Origin of the sequence: Pseudomonas sp. F3-2, from assembly GCF_038804275.1 — a bacterium.
Taxonomy (GTDB): Bacteria; Pseudomonadota; Gammaproteobacteria; order Pseudomonadales; family Pseudomonadaceae; genus Aquipseudomonas.
Genome location: NZ_CP152388.1, coordinates 679,418 through 696,786, shown reverse-complemented (window position 1 = coordinate 696,786; position 17,369 = coordinate 679,418). Strand labels below are relative to the sequence as shown.

16 protein-coding genes are annotated in these 17,369 nt (G+C 62.1%); 9 read left to right on the top strand and 7 right to left on the bottom strand.

The annotated features are described in order from the left end of the window. Window positions 1–18 precede the first annotated feature (18 nt). The gene (hrpB, locus tag AAGQ88_RS03170; protein WP_342654414.1) at window positions 19–2,550 is read right to left on the bottom strand and encodes an ATP-dependent helicase HrpB; all 2,532 of its coding nucleotides are present in this window, start codon (window positions 2,548–2,550) and stop codon (window positions 19–21) included. A 143-nt stretch (window positions 2,551–2,693) separates the two neighbouring features. Here hrpB and AAGQ88_RS03165 point away from each other — a divergent pair, with 143 nt between their 5' ends. Both AAGQ88_RS03165 and AAGQ88_RS03160 read left to right on the top strand, forming a co-directional pair. Continuing rightward, window positions 2,694–3,119: a polyribonucleotide nucleotidyltransferase gene (locus tag AAGQ88_RS03165; protein WP_093469165.1), complete on the top strand. Its 426-nt coding sequence runs from the start codon at window positions 2,694–2,696 to the stop codon at window positions 3,117–3,119. A 28-nt stretch (window positions 3,120–3,147) separates the two neighbouring features. Next, entirely contained in the window at window positions 3,148–4,053 is a 906-nt protein-coding gene (locus AAGQ88_RS03160; protein WP_285424269.1) for a cation diffusion facilitator family transporter, read from the top strand. Between the two features lie 30 nt (window positions 4,054–4,083). On the opposite strand, the gene AAGQ88_RS03155 is transcribed toward AAGQ88_RS03160, so the two are convergent. Next, window positions 4,084–4,827, bottom strand: coding sequence for a DUF6515 family protein (locus AAGQ88_RS03155; RefSeq protein ID WP_306470351.1), 744 nt, complete (start codon window positions 4,825–4,827; stop codon window positions 4,084–4,086). On the opposite strand from AAGQ88_RS03155, the gene AAGQ88_RS03150 reads away from it, so the two are divergent. From AAGQ88_RS03150 to AAGQ88_RS03140, 3 genes are all read left to right on the top strand, one after another. Further along, a complete protein-coding gene (locus AAGQ88_RS03150) occupies window positions 4,813–5,052 on the top strand; it encodes a hypothetical protein (RefSeq protein ID WP_306470352.1) in 240 nt (79 codons plus the stop codon). The two genes, AAGQ88_RS03155 and AAGQ88_RS03150, sit on opposite strands and share 15 nt — an antisense overlap. A gap of 679 nt (window positions 5,053–5,731) precedes the next feature. Then, entirely contained in the window at window positions 5,732–6,214 is a 483-nt protein-coding gene (locus AAGQ88_RS03145) for an Lrp/AsnC family transcriptional regulator (protein ID WP_093469156.1), read from the top strand. A 23-nt stretch (window positions 6,215–6,237) separates the two neighbouring features. After that, a complete protein-coding gene (locus AAGQ88_RS03140) occupies window positions 6,238–6,444 on the top strand; it encodes a DUF2788 domain-containing protein (RefSeq protein WP_285424271.1) in 207 nt (68 codons plus the stop codon). Between the two features lie 117 nt (window positions 6,445–6,561). Here AAGQ88_RS03140 and AAGQ88_RS03135 read toward each other — a convergent pair whose 3' ends face one another. The 4 genes from AAGQ88_RS03135 to AAGQ88_RS03120 all read right to left on the bottom strand — a co-directional run bounded on the left by AAGQ88_RS03135 (window position 6,562) and on the right by AAGQ88_RS03120 (window position 12,709). Continuing rightward, complete coding sequence (locus tag AAGQ88_RS03135; RefSeq protein WP_342654413.1) at window positions 6,562–7,194, bottom strand: pseudouridine synthase; 633 nt, start codon at window positions 7,192–7,194, stop codon at window positions 6,562–6,564. Between the two features lie 67 nt (window positions 7,195–7,261). After that, entirely contained in the window at window positions 7,262–8,734 is a 1,473-nt protein-coding gene (amn, locus tag AAGQ88_RS03130; protein WP_256214587.1) for an AMP nucleosidase, read from the bottom strand. A 223-nt stretch (window positions 8,735–8,957) separates the two neighbouring features. Continuing rightward, the gene (locus tag AAGQ88_RS03125) at window positions 8,958–10,604 is read right to left on the bottom strand and encodes an acyl-CoA dehydrogenase family protein (RefSeq protein ID WP_342654412.1); all 1,647 of its coding nucleotides are present in this window, start codon (window positions 10,602–10,604) and stop codon (window positions 8,958–8,960) included. 146 nt (window positions 10,605–10,750) lie between these two features. Next, window positions 10,751–12,709: a 7TM diverse intracellular signaling domain-containing protein gene (locus AAGQ88_RS03120; protein WP_342654411.1), complete on the bottom strand. Its 1,959-nt coding sequence runs from the start codon at window positions 12,707–12,709 to the stop codon at window positions 10,751–10,753. 359 nt (window positions 12,710–13,068) lie between these two features. On the opposite strand from AAGQ88_RS03120, the gene AAGQ88_RS03115 reads away from it, so the two are divergent. The 4 genes from AAGQ88_RS03115 (at window position 13,069) to AAGQ88_RS03100 (ending at window position 16,823) form a co-directional block, all read left to right on the top strand. Continuing rightward, window positions 13,069–13,866 (top strand): hydroxymethylpyrimidine/phosphomethylpyrimidine kinase, encoded by a 798-nt coding sequence (locus AAGQ88_RS03115; RefSeq protein ID WP_093469142.1) that lies wholly within the window; start codon window positions 13,069–13,071, stop codon window positions 13,864–13,866. Between the two features lie 28 nt (window positions 13,867–13,894). Further along, on the top strand, window positions 13,895–14,521 hold the full coding sequence (thiE, locus tag AAGQ88_RS03110; protein ID WP_342654410.1) for a thiamine phosphate synthase: 627 nt from the start codon (window positions 13,895–13,897) through the stop codon (window positions 14,519–14,521). Window positions 14,522–14,575: 54 nt separating this feature from the next. After that, on the top strand, window positions 14,576–15,859 hold the full coding sequence (gene hemL / locus AAGQ88_RS03105; RefSeq protein WP_342654409.1) for a glutamate-1-semialdehyde 2,1-aminomutase: 1,284 nt from the start codon (window positions 14,576–14,578) through the stop codon (window positions 15,857–15,859). A gap of 400 nt (window positions 15,860–16,259) precedes the next feature. Further along, on the top strand, window positions 16,260–16,823 hold the full coding sequence (locus tag AAGQ88_RS03100; RefSeq protein WP_285424278.1) for a tetratricopeptide repeat protein: 564 nt from the start codon (window positions 16,260–16,262) through the stop codon (window positions 16,821–16,823). 98 nt (window positions 16,824–16,921) lie between these two features. On the opposite strand, the gene AAGQ88_RS03095 is transcribed toward AAGQ88_RS03100, so the two are convergent. Then, window positions 16,922–17,248, bottom strand: a complete 327-nt coding sequence (locus AAGQ88_RS03095) for a DUF1820 family protein (protein WP_062384926.1) — start codon at window positions 17,246–17,248, stop codon at window positions 16,922–16,924. Window positions 17,249–17,369: the final 121 nt, after the last annotated feature.

Sequence of the window (17,369 nt, the reverse complement as noted above, 5' to 3'; positions counted from 1 at the left end):
CCGTGCCGCAGAGCGGAATCACTTCCTCGGCTTGACCCGTGCCGTTGGCTCAGCCACCAGCGGATCGTCCGGCCAGTAATGTTTGGGATAACGCCCCTTCAGGTCCTTCTTGACCTCGGCGTAGGTGTTGCGCCAGAAACTGGCGAGGTCCTGGGTGACTTGCACGGGGCGTCGGGCGGGCGAGAGCAGATGCAGTTTGACGATCTGCCGGCCATTGGCGATGCGTGGCGTGTCCGCCAGACCGAACAGCTCCTGCAGGCGCACCGCCAGAATGGGCGGGTGTTCACTGTAATCCAGGCGCACCGATGACCCGGATGGCACGCTGAGGTGATGCGGCGCCTGTTCGTCCAGGCGCTGCGGCAGCGGCCATGGCAGTAGATTATGCAGGATCGACGACAAGTCGAGGTTGCCGAAATGGCTCAACCGCGTGACCTTTCCCAGATACGGCAGCAGCCATTGTTCCAGGCGTTCCAGCAGGGCTTCGTCGCTGACGTCCGGCCATTCGCTGGTGCCCGGCTTCTCCAGATCGAGTTGGCGCAACAGTCCGACCCGCGCCTGCCATTGCCGCAGTTCTGGCGTCCACGGCAGCATTTCCAGCCCCTTGCGTCGCACGAGGGCAAGCAGCGCCTGGCCGCGTGCCGAATCATCCAGCCCGGTCAGCGGCTCGCGGCTGATGATCAATTCGCCGGCCTTGCGCTGACGCTCAGCGCGAAACACACCCTCGCGCTCGTCCCAGTCCAGTTGGTCGAGCTGAGTCACCTGTTCGGCGAGCACTGAATCGAACAGCGCAGGATCGAACTCGGCCGCCAGATAGATCCGTTCTTCGCGCTGGCCTTGCCGACTGCCCAGATCGGCAATCACCAGCCACGGCTCTTTCATCAGCGCATCCGGCTCGCCGAATAGCGCCGCACGCCCATTGGCCAGACGGTATTCTGCGCCACCTTCGCGTCGCTGACGGGCAACCCGGTCGGGATAAGCCAGCGCGAGCAAGGCGCCAAGCCAGCGAGGATGATCGGGATCGGCGACGACCTGCTCAGGCGGGCGTCTGAGGTAACCACGGTATTGTCGCGAAAGCTGCCTGGCACGCTGCACGCCTCCCTGCGCACCCCGCGCTGCACGCTCAGTTCCGGCGAGCAGGGTCAGCCTGCTGTGTAGATCGGCGCCGGCACCGCGCAAGATATCGCGTTCCCCCAACAGCGCCGCGACGTCGCACGCCAGCGCGCCAAGCCCCAGCTCCTGACCGCGCAACAGTAAATGAGCGATGCGCGGGTGGGCGGGCAATTCCGCCATCGCCTGTCCGTGGGCGGTGAGTTTCCAGTCTTCGCCCGACGTGCGAACCAGCGCACCGAGTCCCGCCAGCAAATCACGGGCTTGCGCATAGGCCGCCGCCGGTGGAGTGTCCAGCCAGGCCAACTGGACAGGCTCTACGCCCCAGCGCGCCAGTTGTAGCGCCAGCCCAGCGAGGTCGGCTTGAAGGATTTCCGCCGTGCCATAGGCCGCCAGCTGATCGTGCTGCGCTTCAGACCACAGGCGATAACACACGCCCGGCTCCAGACGCCCTGCCCGGCCCGCCCGCTGAGTAGCGCTGGCCCGGGAAATGCGCTGGGTATCCAGACGCGTCATGCCACTGCCCGGATCGAAGCGCGGAACACGCGCCAGGCCGGCATCGACCACCACACGCACGCCGTCGATGGTCAGGCTGGTTTCGGCGATATTGGTCGCCAGCACCACTTTGCGCATGCCCTTGGGTGCGGGCTCGATCGCTGCGCGCTGGGCGTTCAGATCCAGTTCGCCATGCAGCGGGCACAGCATCACGTCGCTGCGCTCGCCCAACGCGTCGGCCAGCTGCTGATTGACCCGCCGTATTTCTGCTTGCCCGGGCAAGAACACCAGCAGGCTGCCTGACTCATTGCCCAACGCATCGAGGACTGTCTGCACCACCCGTGGCTCAATGAATTCGCCCGGCACGAAAGGTCGCCCCCACTGCATGGTCACCGGAAACATGCGCCCTTCGCTGCTGACCACCGGGGCGTCGTCGAGCAGGCTCGACAGCCGCTCGCCTTCGAGCGTGGCTGACATCAATAGAATCTTCAGCGCTTGCTCATCGCGAAACAGCGCGCGGCCATTGAGGCTGAGCGCCAGCGCGAGATCAGCGTCCAGGCTTCTTTCATGGAATTCATCGAATATCAGCAGGCCCACGCCCTCAAGCGAAGGATCGTCCTGCAGGCGGCGGGTGAGAATGCCCTCGGTGACCACTTCGATGCGCGTGTCGGGGCCAACCTTGCTGTCGAGCCGGATGCGGTAGCCCACGGTCTGCCCCACGCGCTCCCCAAGCTCCGAAGCCAGACGCTCGGCTGCGGCTCGCGCGGCGAGGCGTCTGGGTTCGAGCATCAGAATGCTTTGCCCCTGCAGCCAGGGTTCGTGCAGCAGAGCGAGCGGCACGCGCGTGGTCTTGCCCGCGCCGGGTGGCGCTTCAAGCACGGCTTCGTCACGTTCGGCGAGGGCCTGGCGCAAGGCAGGCAAGACGGCATCAATGGGCAGAGAATTCATGGCGGCTCCAGAAACAGGCTGCCGATTATACGGAGGCGGCCGCTGCTTTGTTTGCCGTGACAACGAACCGTCGCGCAACTCGGATAGTCTTATTGATTAGGCATTTGCCTTGTATAGTTGCGACTTCCTCTGAGGAGATCCCCATGCGCATTCCTTCGCGTTTGATCGGCGGCGTTCTGGTTGCCAGCCTTCTGACTCAGCTGACCGCTTGCGGCAGCATCTTTTATCCTGACCGTCGTGGACAGATTCAAGGCAGCGGCCGGATGGACCCGGCAATCGTCGTCCTCGATGCCATCGGTCTGCTGTTCTACATCATCCCCGGCGTGATTGCCTTCGGCGTCGACTTCGCCACCGGCGCGATCTACCTGCCAAGCGGCAAGCAGGCGCAGATCGATCCCGAGAAGCTCGAACCGGCGGTTCGCACCGACGGCACAGTCGACAATGCCAAGCTGCAGGCCATCATTCAGACCGAACTGGGCCGCACGCTGCCACTGGACGATCCGCGTCTGATCCAGCACAAAGGCAGCACCGAGCAACTGGCGTCGCTGGGCCTGGTGCCCTCCGCCTGATGCATCAACGTTCTGACAAGGAAGCACCATGAGCAGCAGCCCCGAACACGCCCGGTTATTGCGGCTGGCGACGCGAGCTTCACTGGCCGTTGCCAGCGTCCTGATCATCAGCAAGGCGGTGGCATGGTGGCTGAGCGGATCGGTCAGCCTGCTTGCGGGCCTGACGGATTCCCTGCTCGACGGGGCGGCGTCATTTCTGAATCTGCTCGCGGTGCATTACGCGCTTCGCCCTGCCGACGACGATCACCGATACGGTCACGGCAAAGCCGAAGCGTTGTCTGGCATGGCGCAATCGCTGTTCATTGCCGTCAGTGCATTTCTCATCGGATTTCAGGCGATCCAGCGCATCCAGCACCCGCAAGCGCTCAGTGCTCCGGGCCTGGGCGTGTTGGTGATGTTGCTGTCGATCGTGTTGACCCTCGGCCTGCTGGCGCTGCAACACAAGGTGGTCAAGGAGACGGGCTCGGCGGCGATCAGGGCCGACTCGCTGCACTATCGCTCGGATCTACTGCTTAACTTCAGCATCATGCTGGCCCTTGGGCTGGCGTACGTCGGCTATGCGCAACTGGATGCTTACTTCGGTCTGGCGATCGCGTTCTACATCCTTTGGAGCGCGGTTTCCATTGCCCGGGAGACGGTTTCGGTGTTGATGGACGCCGAACTGCCAGCGGATGTCAGCGCGCGCATGCTGGCGCTGGCCGAAAGCGTGCCCGGCGTGCTGGGCGCACATGACCTGCGCACGCGGATATCCGGGAATCACTGGTTCGTGCAATTGCATCTGGAGCTGCCGGGCGCATTGACCCTGACCGCCGCCCATGAGCTGTGTGAGCAGGTCGAGAATGCCATTCGCGGCGAATACCCCAAAGCCGAAGTGCTGGTTCATGCCGACCCGCAGGAAGTCGTGAAGCGGGGCAACAGTCCAGTCTTGAACTGATGCCGGTCCGCTTCACATCATCAAGCGTGCTTACTGCTGAACGCTGTATCCACGCCCGGCGTAACAACTCGCCATCGCCTGCCGGTACAGCCCGAGCACTTCCGGCGCTGGCTGATAGGTAGCCGTAGCGGGATCGAAGTTGCTCTGCTGCACGGCGTAGCGGTAGCAATCGTAGCGATCCTGCTCGATCTGCTGCTGGGTCTGGCCGTTGGACGGGTAAGCGATCACGTCATAAGGACCGCCCTGCTGCGGCGCCTGCTCAGGCGAATACACCGGCTCGACGTTCTGCGGCGGCTCGGCCACGACATACTCCTGAGTGCTTTGCTCATAGGTGTAGTAGGTGCCTGCGGCCAGGAAGAACAGCGCGCTGCCCAGCCAGACCTGCTGCGCGTAATCGGGCAGGTAGCGCACACGAACGCCCCGCGGCGGCGCGACCACAATGTAGCGCGGGCCCTGCGGGCGATACCAATAGCCGCCTGAATAGAAGTAGTCGCTGCCGTGATAGGGCACACGTGAGTAGCCGCCCGGAATGCGGTCTATCTCATAACCGGGGCGATAACGCGGGCCGGATCCCCAACCCTCGTTATGGCCACCCGGTGGTCTGCCGCCCTGCCAGTTGCCGTTATCGGGACGACGGTCGCCGCCTCGCCACGGGCTGTCTCGCGGCAGGTCGCGGTAGAAGCCCTGACGCGGCTCTTGAGTCTGCACCGCTGTATCAGGTCGGCTCTGGATGGGCAGATTGCTCTGACGATCCTGAAGTTGACGCTGTTGCAACTGCTGTTGCTGCTGGCGCTGTTGCTGCTGCAACTGTTGCTGGCGTTGTTGCTGCAATTGATCCTGACGCTGTTGATTGCGTTCGCGATCCTGCTGCTGGCGCTGTTGATCGAAGCGCTCTTGCTGGTTCTGCTGGATCTGCCGTTGCTGCTGCAACTGTTCCTGCTGGCGCTGCTGCTGATACTGCTGTTGCTGCTGCTGGCGCTGCTGTTGCTGACGCTGTGAATCCTCGTTGAAGCTACGCTGCTGGTTCTGTTGCTGCTGACGCTGCATCTCGAACCCGCGCTGTTGCTGCTGACGTTGTTGCTGTTGCTGTTGATTGTTATCGTCCGCCAGCACCTGAGCACTGATGCTCAAGGCCAAGAGACTGACACCTGTCAAACGCCAGATGCGCATGTTCATGCTTTCCTCACTGCGGCGCGGATACCTGTGGATAGGACTGCATTCTGGGTGCGCCGTTCGCCGCACTCTATCAGCGTGCCGCATGAAACTGTAGGCGTGAGCTTGCCTGAAATCTGTCGACCCAGGCCGTCGCAGGCACGTCACGCTCAAGGGGCAGGCGTTTGGGCCTCGGCGGTTATCGCAGGCACAAAAAAAGAGGGCTCATTGGCCCTCTCTTGGAGACTTCGTCCTGGCTCGACGCTTTTGACGCCGGCTCACCTCGCATCGTCTTCTGGACATTGCGCAGCCCGGTGGCCTGGTCAACCCTGTCGGGCTGGAGGCCGCGGCTGGCCTGATTCGGCGGGCCGCGCTGGACGCTATGTCCGGGCAGTGATTGTGGTTAAAAGAATAGGCCTGACCGGGCGACAGCGGATTGCGAATGTTGCTGATGAAAACACCACTTGCGCAATTTTTCACTTCGGATGAATAATTCAGCGCAATCGATCTCATAAAGGTGCTTATAGTGAGCAAGCTCGACAGATATGACTTGAGTATTTTGGCCGAATTGCAGCGCGATGCGCGCATCTCCAATCAGGAGTTGGCCGAACGCATCGGGCTGTCCCCTTCGCCCTGCTCACGACGCGTGAAACAGCTGGAGGACGACGGTTACATCGAGCGTCAGGTGGCGTTGCTGGATCGCAAGAAACTGGGCCTGAGCCTGACCGCTTACGTGCTGATCGGCATGGACCGCCATACACCCGACCGATTCGAGAATTTTGAACAGCACATCCGCAACCTGCCACAGGTGCTGGAATGCAGCCTGGTCACAGGCATCGACGCTGATTACCAGTTGAAGGTCGTGGTCCCGGACATGGATCACTACCAGAAATTTCTGCTCGGGCATCTGACCCGCATCGATGGGGTCACCAGCGTGCGTTCCAGTTTCGTGCTCAATCAGGTGCTGGCGAGCACCGAGCTACCCTTAGTGCATCTGCGCGGCGGGTAGGCCCGATTCACCGGAGACATACGATGGAACCCGAGGTGTTCGAAGAGTGGATGATGACCATCCTGGTGACGGTTCTCATCGGTTTCATGTGTTTCATCGTCTGGGACCTGGCGAAGAAATCCAGGGCTGGACGCTTCGGCACGATGATCCTGTTCGGCGTGCTGGGGTTGGGCGTGCTGGCTTTCGTGATCAAAAGCGTGGTGATTGCGTATATCGAGCAGCACAAGTGATCGAGCTGGGCCCTGTAGGAGCGCGCTTGCCCGCGATATCGTTTGATCTGACACATCCGCCTTGTCTGACACACTGCAATCGCGGGCAAGCGCGCTCCTACGGTTGAACGGTGGACGCTACAACTTTGCCGGCACTTCCCGCCACTGCCCCTGATCCAGCCCGTCGATGCTCCAGTCACCGATGCGCACGCGCACAAGCCGCAAGGTGGGCAGACCGACGGCTGCGGTCATCCTGCGCACCTGCCGGTTGCGGCCTTCCCTGATGATCAGCTCCAGCCAACTGGTCGGCACGCTCTTGCGGAATCGCACCGGCGGATTACGCGGCCACAGCTCGGGTTCTTCCAGCTGCCGCGCCTGTGCCGGCAACGTCGGGCCGTCGTTCAATTCCACGCCGCTGCGCAGTTTGTGCAGTTGCTCCTCGCTGGGCTCGCCCTCCACTTGCACCCAATACGTTTTCGCCAGTTTGTGCTTCGGGTCAGCAATGCGCGCCTGCAATTGACCATCATTGGTCAGCAGCAACAAGCCTTCGCTGTCCCGGTCAAGGCGGCCTGCTGGATAGATGCCGGGGATATCGATGAAATCCTTGAGCGTCGCGCGGCCCTCGCCATCGCTGAACTGGGTCAGTACGTCGAACGGTTTGTTGAACAGGATCAGGCGGGGTTCGGCAGGCGGCGCTTTCGAGACGCGGCGAGGAGCGCCGGAGCGGTCAGGCGCGGGGCGGCGGTGAACGGGACGTTGATTGCGGGGCATGGGGACTCGAAACGGCGTAAGCGAAAATACAAAGGGCCACTTTAGTGGCCCTTGTCCTGAATGACCATCAGCGGAATGGCGGTTCGTCGAAACTGCGCAGCTTGCGCGAGTGCAGCGAATTGAGCTGAGTGCGCATCAGGTCCAGCGCGGCGATGCCGATCTTCAGGTGCTGAGTGACGGCGCGCTCATAGAACGCGTTGGCCGAGCCCGGCAGCTTGATTTCGCTGTGCAGCGGTTTGTCGGAAACGCAAAGCAGCGTTCCGTACGGCACCCGCAGGCGATAGCCCTGAGCCGCGATCGTGCCGCTTTCCATGTCCACCGCCACAGCGCGGGACAGGTTGATGAGCGGTCGCTCCTGCGCCCAGCGCAATTCCCAGTTGCGATCGTCGTACGTCAGCACGGTGCCGGTGCGCAGACGCTTCTTGAGGTCGTCGCCACGTTCGCCCGTCACCTGCGCGGCTGACTCCTGCAACGCCAGCTGCACCTCAGCGAGGGCCGGAATCGGGATGTTTGGCGGCAGCACCCGGTCCAGAATGCCGTCGCGGCGCATGTAAGCGTGGGCCAGTACATAGTCGCCGATGGTTTGCGACTGACGCAGTCCGCCGCAGTGGCCGATCATCAGCCAGCAATGTGGCCGCAGCACCGCCAGGTGATCGGTGATGTTCTTGGCGTTGGAAGGGCCGACGCCGATGTTCACCAGGGTCACGCCGTGACCGTCTTCGGCGATCAAGTGGTAGGCAGGCATCTGATAGCGGTGCCAGACCACACTGGAAACGATGGCCTGAGCCTCGCCATGATCCATGCTCTTGTCGACGATAACGTTGCCCGGCAGAACCATCTTTACGAAGCGCGGATCGTCGCGCAGTTTTTCCAGGCCATGAACGATGAACTGGTCGACGTAGCGGTGGTAGTTGGTCAGCAGAATCCAGGGCTGCACATGACGCCAGTCGCTGCCGGTGTAATGCACCAGACGGCGCAGCGAGAAATCGACGCGTGCAGCATCGAACAGCGCCAGTGGCAGCGGATCGGTATTGGCCCAGTCGTACAGACCGTCGGCAATGCCATCGGTGGCCGCCGAAAGGTCGGTGCTCGGGAACACCCGTGCCAGCGTGGCGGCGGTCACGCCGGTGCCGGCCAGTTCGTCGCCCTGCTCGACCACATAAGGATAGGGAATATTCTGCTCGCTGACGCCCACTTCGACCGTGACGGTGAAGTCGTTCATCAGCGGAACGAGCTGTTCGATCAGGTATTTACGGAATGCGGCCGGGTGCGTGACGGTGACGCTGTATGTGCCGGGCAGCTGCACCTTGGCGTAAGCGCGGGTGGTGAGCGGTACTTCGCCGTGGCAGTGATAGGTCAAGCGCAATTCCGGGTAGCGGAACAACAGACGCTCAGCGGCGTCGGGCTCAACGCGGTCTTTCAGGTAGCGCTTGAGGGCCTGGCTCAGCGCGGTGGTTGCACGTGCGTGCAGCTCGGCAAGCCGGTCCACGGCTTGCTCGGCGGTTTCTACGACAATAAAAGCTTCGGTCACGATACGCATCCTTCTGATCTTGCAAGGCACCATCTTGCCTGCAACGGCAAGGGAAGGCACGACAAGCTTAGCGAATCATGCTTTTGATTCTGGCCGGAGGCCATAGCGCTCTGGCTTGCCGACGATCTGCCGGGAACCGGCAGCAAAGCCTGGCGATCTCGCTGTGCCAGACACACCGCATTCGCGACCGTCGAAACCTCCGATTGCTCCCGCAGCGACCGCGTACACCCAGTTAAACCTGCGGTGACGATCTGTCCACCAGTGCCTCGACATTCACCCCTCGCGGCAGCGCGCCATACACCCGCCCCGGCTGTTCGATACGACCGGCGATAAAGCCATCACTGACCGCCGAATTGCCGGCCTCAAGCAGCAGCTTCGCCTGCAAACCCACCGCAATATCCTCCGTCAGTTGCCGGGCGCGATACTGAATATCGCTGGTGTCCTGAAACGCTGCTTTCAGCCGATCGATGTGCGCTGCCAGTCGTGGGTCGCCATGACCGTCGCCCAACTCGTCAAACAGCGCATCGAGCACGCCCGGCTCCTTGGACAGTGCGCGCAGCACATCCAGGCACTGCACGTTGCCCGAACCTTCCCACGTCGAGTTGACCGGGGCTTCCCGGTAAAGACGCGGCAGGATGGTGTCTTCGACGTACCCCGCGCCGCCCATGCACTCAGCGGCTTCGTTGATCATCGCGGGCGCGCGCTTGCAGATCCAGTATTTGCCCACAGCCGTGACCAGCCGGGCAAAGCGCGCCTCGTGAGGATCGTCCAGCCGTTCAAGTGAGCGGCCCATGCGCAAGGTCAGCGCCAGCGCCGCTTCGCTCTCCAGCGCCAGATCGGCCAGCACGTTCTGCATCAGTGGCTGCTCGCTGAGCAGACGGCCGCTGACGCTCCGGTGCGCGCAGTGGTGCGTCGCCTGAGTCAGCGCCTGACGCATCAGCGCACTGGAACCGTTCATGCAGTCGAAACGGGTCATGGCGACCATCTCGATGATCGTCGGCACGCCCCGCCCTTCTTCGCCGACCATCCACGCCAGGGCGCCGCGGAACTCCACTTCGCTGGACGCGTTGGACCAATTGCCGAGCTTGTTTTTCAGCCGTTGAATGTAGAACTCGTTGCGCGTGTCGTCCGGCCGATGACGTGGCAAAAGGAAGCACGTCAGCCCCTTGTCAGTCTGCGCCAGCGTGAGAAACCCGTCGCACATCGGCGCGGAGCAGAACCACTTGTGGCCCACCAGTTCATACGCCTGCCCGGGCCCCGGCTGGCCGACCGGGTAAGCGCGCGTGGTATTGGAGCGTACATCCGAGCCGCCCTGCTTCTCGGTCATGGCCATGCCGATCGTCGCGCCCGCCTTATGAGCGATGCCGACGTTGCGAGGGTCGTATTCGGTGGCAAGGATCTTGGGCAGCCAGACGTCGGCCAGCTCCGGCTGCAAACGCAAGGCCGGGACGCTGGCGAAGGTCATGGTCAACGGGCAGCCGCTGCCGGCCTCGGCCTGGGTGTGCAGATACGTCATCGATGCGCGAGCGACATGGGCGCCTTCACGCGGATCGGTCCAGGGCAATGAAGGAAGACCGTGCTCCACGGCCGTCTGCATCAACTGGTGATACGCCGGATGAAACTCCACCAGATCGATGCGATGACCATACCGGTCATGGCTGGCGAACACCGGTTTGTTCTGATTGGCGAGAAACCCCGCTGCCATGAGCGGTCCACCGGCCAGCGCGCCGTAAGCATCGATCTTCGCCTGCGCCCAGCCGGCCCCGAAGCGCCGCGACCACTCCTGCAACGGCAGGTCGACCCGGTAGAGGTTGACGCCATCGAGCGAAGGCGGCTGGTTGGTGACTTCATGGGTCTCGGCGAACTGATGCAGATTCATGAGGCGACTCCGGTCCGGTCAACGCGCAGCGAGCGCGGATGCCCGCCAGTGAATCACGCACCTGATGACGAAAAAAGTGCCATAGCCGACTAAATGACGGCGCCTTTGCCTTGTTCGCCCTTGCCGAGACAGCCTGGCGGGTGCCTTCACGTCACTGGCGCTGTCGCCCGCTGAACGTCCAGGCTGAGGCGGAACTGACTGCCGTTGCCCAACTCGGATTGATGGCTCAGGCGCCCGCCCTGCAGCTCGATCAGCTGTCGACAAATGGCCAGACCGATGCCCAGCCCGCCGTATTCGCGAGTCGTCGAGCCATCGACCTGGAAGAAGTTCGCGTACAGCGTTTCATCGTCCAGGCGGCTGAAACCAATCCCGGTGTCGATCACGTCAATCATCAACCGCGTGCGCTGCCTGTCGACGTACTGAGCGTTCACACGCACCCGGACCGAACCGGTCTTGGTGAACTTGATGGCATTGTCCAGCAGGCATTCCAGGCACTGACGCAGCTTGAGCGCGTCGCCTTCCAGGCTGTCCGGCAATTCCTCATCCAACTCGATGGTCAGGGTCAGCGCTTTGCTGCGCGCCAACGGCTCGAACGTGCTGCGCAGTTGAAACAGCAAGTGGCGCAGGCTGAATGCCTCGTTCTGCACCGTGATTCGCCCGGCCTGCAGCTCGGTCAGGGTGAGGATGCCGTTGACGATGCCCATCATGTTCTGCGCCGAGTCGGCAGCGGTCTGGCGGTAAAGCTCGATCTCGCCCTGAGCGCCGTCGATCTGCATCAGCTCGAGCGAGCCGATGACGCCATTCATGGGCGTGCGCAGTTCGTGAGTCAGCGTGGCGAGAAACTCATCCTTCAAGCGGTTGCTGACGGCCAACTGTTGATTAAGCTTTTCCAGATCCCGGCTCGACTGCTCCATCAACTGCGCCTGACGATCGCGCATGGTGTTGATGCGGTCCGCCAGCGCCAGCGACAGCAGCGCCACCTCGACCACCGAGCCGATCTGGCTGGCGTACATCGTCCAGAAATTGTTCGGCAGACTGCCCAGCAACATCGTCGCGTTGATCACCCCGCCCGTGAGGAAGGCTGACCAGGCGAAGACAAAGTACCGCGCCACTCGCCGCCCCTTGAGCCAGGCGACGATGCCGATCAACAGAATGACCGGCGTGAACAGCAACACCAGCCCGGTGACCAGACGCAGCGCGATGCCGTAATCAAGCGCCAGTGACAGGGTCATGATCAGCGCTGCACAGGCCATCATCAGCAGCAAGGGCACATCGAGCCAGCCGCCGAGCGTTGGCGTCTGCAGAAATTTGCGGGCGAACTGGCTGGCGAAGAGGATCGCTGCCGCAATCAGAAAGGTCGTGGACGTGTTGGCCCACCACGGGTTGTCCGGCCAGAGAAACTCGATCCCCGCGCCATTGACCGATACTTGGTACAGGCCGAAACACGTGATGTAGAGGATGTAATAAAGGTAACTGGCGTCGCGCACGCTCAGGTAGATGAACAGGTTGTAGATCAGCATCACGGCCAGCACGCCGTAGATCATCCCCAGCACATAGAGCCGCGACGGCTGCTCCTCGATGTAAGCGTGGCTGGCCCACAGATTCAGCGGCGCCTGGACCGAGCCGTGGCTGGCGACGCGCAGGTACACGGTTTTGCTTTCGTTGGCGTTCAGGTTGAGGTCGAACAGGTAATTGTTCTGTTTTATCTGCCGGCTGGAGAACGGCAGCATGTCGCCGGTCTGCCAGGTCAGGCTCGGCGCGGCTTCGTCATTAGCCAGGTACAGGTCGGCGTGGTCCATCGGCGGATACGCCAGTTCCAGCAACCAGTCGGCGGACGCCACCGGGTTGGTCGGTCGATAGGTCAGTTGTACCTTGAGCCAGTAGGTCGAACGCGAATACCCGGCGTTGAGCGAGCCGGCGTCCAGCGGGCGGAACCGGGCGGCGCCTTCGGGCGAGGAGACGTCTTCGATAGTGGCGGCGCCCGTCGGGTCCTCGAACACCTGCGTCGCCCGCCCCAACGGCAGCGTGCGCGTGGTTTCGTCGAACTCGACGGCGCCCGCCAGCATCGGCAGCACAAGGCATAAAAGGGTCAGTAGAAGGCGCATGCAACACCGCCCGCTTGATTCAGGGCGGTCAGGCTGATCCCCAACGCTTCGGGGGACGACTTCACGATCCGGGACAAACCCTGGACACTCGGGACGACCGAGAATTCTGCCAACAGGCTTAACGGGCAACGCACTTGCATTCACTCTTATGACAGGAACAGACGAGACGCCGAGACATGGCGATTGATAGCTAGATGACACCATCTTAATCGTCCAACGCCAAGCTTTCGTTAGCCTTTCGGGACGACCGGCATCATTCTCCCTGAAAACACCGAAACAGAGCCATCGCCGACGCAGGTGCGAAATTTCTGACGGCGACCGGCGGCCCGGCAAAAACTTTAGTGGTAAGCTCGCGCACCATGAATATCTATAGCTCCCGCCCTGTTGTCCTCTGTCTCTCCGGCCACGACCCAAGTGGCGGCGCCGGCTTGCAGGCAGATATCGAATCCCTGCTCGCGCAAGGGTGTCACGCCGCCCCGGCGGTCACCGCCCTGACCGTTCAGGACACCGTGAACGTCAGCGATTTCCGGGTGCTGGATCGTGAATGGGTGCTGGCTCAGGCCAACGCCGTGCTCAACGATTCGACCGTCGCGGCCGTGAAGCTCGGCATGCTGGGTTCGCTTGAAATGGTCGATACCGTCGTCGAACTGCTGCAGGCCCATCCACACCTGCCTCTGGTCTGCGATCCGGTGCTGCGTGCCGGCGGTGGCGGACGACTGGGCAAGGACGAAGTGGGTTATGCGATGCGCGAGCGGTTGCTGCCACTGGCGACCATCGCCACGCCCAACCTGCCGGAAGCCCGCATTCTTGCCGAACTGCCTGAAGGCACGGCAGATGAGTGCGCTCACAAACTGCTGCCGTTCTGCGAGCATCTGCTGATCACCGGCGGCCACGGCGACGAGCAGCAAGTGCACAACCGCCTGTACATTCGGGGCGGCAAGACCCACACCTTCACGTGCCAGCGCCTGCCCGGCAGTTATCACGGGTCGGGTTGCACCCTGGCCAGCGCACTGGCCGGTCGCCTGGCGCTGGGGCAGGACCTGATCGGCGCCGTGCAAACCGCACTGGACTACACTTGGCGCACGCTGCGTGATGCGGAACAGCTGGGTCAGGGCCAGTTCGTTCCACGCCGCCTGCCGCTGGATTTCTGCTCGTAACGTACGCCACGAACAAGAGGCACTCTCGATGAAACTACGTGGCCTGTATGCCGTCACTGACAGCCAGCTGTTGGCGGGCAAGTTCCTGTCTTACGTCGAAGCCGCCCTCGATGGCGGCGTGACGCTGCTGCAATACCGCGACAAATCCGGCGATGAAACCCGTCGCCTGCGTGAAGCCTCGGAGCTGCTCAAGCTGTGCGAGCGCTATAAAACGCGCCTGATCATCAACGACGACGCCGAGGTCGCCGCGCGACTGGGTGTCGGCGTGCATCTGGGCCAGACAGATGGTTCGCTGCCGGACGCGCGCGCCTTGCTGGGCCATAAGGCGATCGTCGGCGCCACCTGCCACGCGCAGGTCGAGCTGGCCGAAAAAGCCAAGGCCGATGGCGCCACCTACGTTGCGTTTGGCCGGTTCTTCAATTCCAACACCAAGCCGGGCGCGCCGGCGTGCGGCCTCGACCTGCTCGATCAGGCGCGCAAGCGTATTTCCCTGCCCATTGCCGTCATCGGCGGGATCACATTGGAAAACGCCGCCCCGCTGGTGGCCCATGGCGCCGACCTGCTGGCCGTGGTGCACGGACTGTTCGGTGCCGACACCGCGCAGGAAGTCACTCGCCGCGCGCGTGCGTTCAACGATTTGTTCAAACCGGCCTGATCCGCATCGGGCCGTTTTGCGCTTCCTTCTACCGACTCAAACAGAGACTTCATCATGTCCCGTTCCGAAACCCTGTTCGCCAACGCTCAGAAGCACATCCCCGGCGGCGTCAATTCGCCCGTTCGCGCGTTCAAGAGCGTCGGGGGCACACCGTTGTTCTTCAAACATGCCGCGGGCGCCTACGTCACCGACGAAGACGACAAGCGTTATGTGGATTACGTCGGTTCCTGGGGTCCGATGATTCTCGGTCACAGCCATCCCGAAGTGCTGGATGCAGTGCGCAAGCAGCTGGAACATGGCCTGTCGTATGGCGCGCCGACGGCGATGGAAACCGAGATGGCCGATCTCGTCTGCTCGATCGTGCCGTCGATGGAAATGGTGCGCATGGTCAGTTCCGGCACCGAAGCGACCATGAGCGCGATCCGTCTGGCCCGTGGTTTCACCGGCCGGGACAGCATCATCAAATTCGAAGGCTGCTACCACGGTCACTCCGACAGTCTGCTGGTCAAGGCCGGCTCGGGTGCACTGACCCTCGGCGTACCGAGCTCGCCGGGTGTTCCCGCCGCGTTCGCCAAGCACACGCTGACCCTGCCATTCAACGACATCGATGCGGTCAGGACAATGCTCGCCGAAGTGGGCCAGGAAGTGGCGTGCATCATCGTCGAGCCGGTGGCAGGCAACATGAATTGCGTTCCGCCGGCACCGGGCTTCCTTCAGGGCCTGCGTGAAGAATGCGACAAGCACGGCGTGGTGCTGATTTTCGACGAAGTCATGACCGGTTTCCGCGTTGCACTCGGCGGCGCCCAGGCCTACTACGGCGTCAAGCCGGATTTGAGCACGTTCGGCAAGATCATCGGCGGCGGCATGCCGGTCGGCTGCTTCGGCGGCAAGCGCGAAATCATGTCGCACATCGCGCCGCTGGGCCCGGTGTATCAGGCTGGCACGCTGTCCGGCAACCCGCTGGCGATGGCCGCGGGCCTGACGACCCTGCGCCTGATCAGCCGCGAGGGTTTCCATGACGAACTTTGCGCCTACACCACTCGCATGCTCGAAGGCCTGCAACAGCGCGCCGACGCTGCCGGCATTCCGTTCGTGACGACTCAGGCGGGCGGCATGTTCGGCCTCTATTTCACTGAAGCGAAAGAAATCGTCACTTTCCACGACGTGATGAGCAGCGATGCAGAACGCTTCAAGCGCTTCTTCCATGCAATGCTCGAAGGCGGCGTGTACCTGGCGCCAAGTGCATTCGAAGCGGGCTTCACCTCGATCGCCCACGGCGAAGCCGAGTTGCAGCTGACGCTGGACGCGGCCGAGAAGGCGTTCGCTCAGCTGAAATAACGGGCAGAACGGGCGGAACGGATCCCGCCGGGCATCAGCGCCGTCTGGTTTTACGACTGCTGCGCAGCCGATCGCGGGACAAGCCACGCTCCTACACCACAGCATTAGCTGCGCTGCATCCGTACACTGGGCAATAGAGGGTTTGTAGGAGCGTGGCTTGTCCCGCGATCTGGCCCGTAGCGGCAGCAAACGTCCATCAGCCAGCGTTTTCAGGAGCAGCCACGGCCCGAAAGCGTCATTATGCAGCGGCAAAACCTCCTGAATTCAGCGCTGTAAGGCCCGTGCAGCAGAAAATCAGTAAAGACTTTGTAAGGTTGGCCCCGCTTATTTCATAATGCGCAGCCAGCACGTTTAGCTGGACGGGCATGCCCGCACCTTTTTCAGAGGTAAGTCGACTTCCATGAATCGCACCGGCCGCACCCTTGCATTGGGCTGCCTGTTGCTTCTTCATCCCCTGCTGGCTAATGCAGGTGGCAACTCGTTGTTGATCCCAGCGGTGGGTCGTTGCACCCTCAATACCCAGCCAGACAACCTGCCAGCAGCGTTGTCGGCCTGCCAGCAGGCGGCTCAGGGCGGGGATGCGCAGGCGCAATATGAGTTGGGACAGTTCTACTACGACGGCAAAAGTGCGCCGCGCGACCTCACTCAAGCACTCAACTATTTCGAACAAGCCTCGTTACAGGGCCACGCTCAGGCGCAGTATCAACTGGGTCTGATGTTTTTCCGTGGCGAAGGCGTTCAGGCCAACAACATCCAGGCGTATATCGTGCTCAAGATGGCGGCGGTCAATGGTTCGGAAGATGCGCTGGACCAGGCTGACGAAGTGTCAGCGCAGATGAAGAAAGAAGATCTCGACGTCGCCACCCAAGTTCTGGGGCAGATCTTCCGCAAGTATCTTCTGGAGTTGCAGACGGCCGAAGGGCGCACCCCTTTTGCACCGTTTCCCGATAGCGCGAAGCCCTGAGCGGCATTTCTGAGCCAGCGCTGCGAATGATCGCTTCGCTGACACAAGCCGCCTCGGCAACGAGAGTCGCTCCCATCGAACGCTGACCGGTCAGAAGCCTACTTGTCAGGCATCGGCATCGGAAACGGCATGACATTGCCAGTCTGACGCGCTTCACTGATCTTAGCGGTGCCCATACGCTCGACTTCATCGATGCGCACAATCGAATGCATCGGCACAAAACTGCGCACCACGCCGTCGAACTGCGCTTTCAGCTTCTCTTCGCTGGGATCTACCACGACGGTCGTGCGCTCACCGAAGACGAATTCCTCCACTTCCAGAAACCCCCACAGATCGCTCTGGTATATCTGCTTGGCGTACATCTCGTACACCTGTCCTTGGTTGAGAAAAATCACCTTGTAGATTGGAGCTTCGCGTTTGGTCATAACTGGCAGGCAATGATCGGTGTTTTGAAAAGGGCGCGAACTATAGCATGCCGCTCGTTAGGGAACGCTAGGAACCCGAGGCCCGGCTCACTATAATGCGCGGTTCTTCGAATCACCTGAT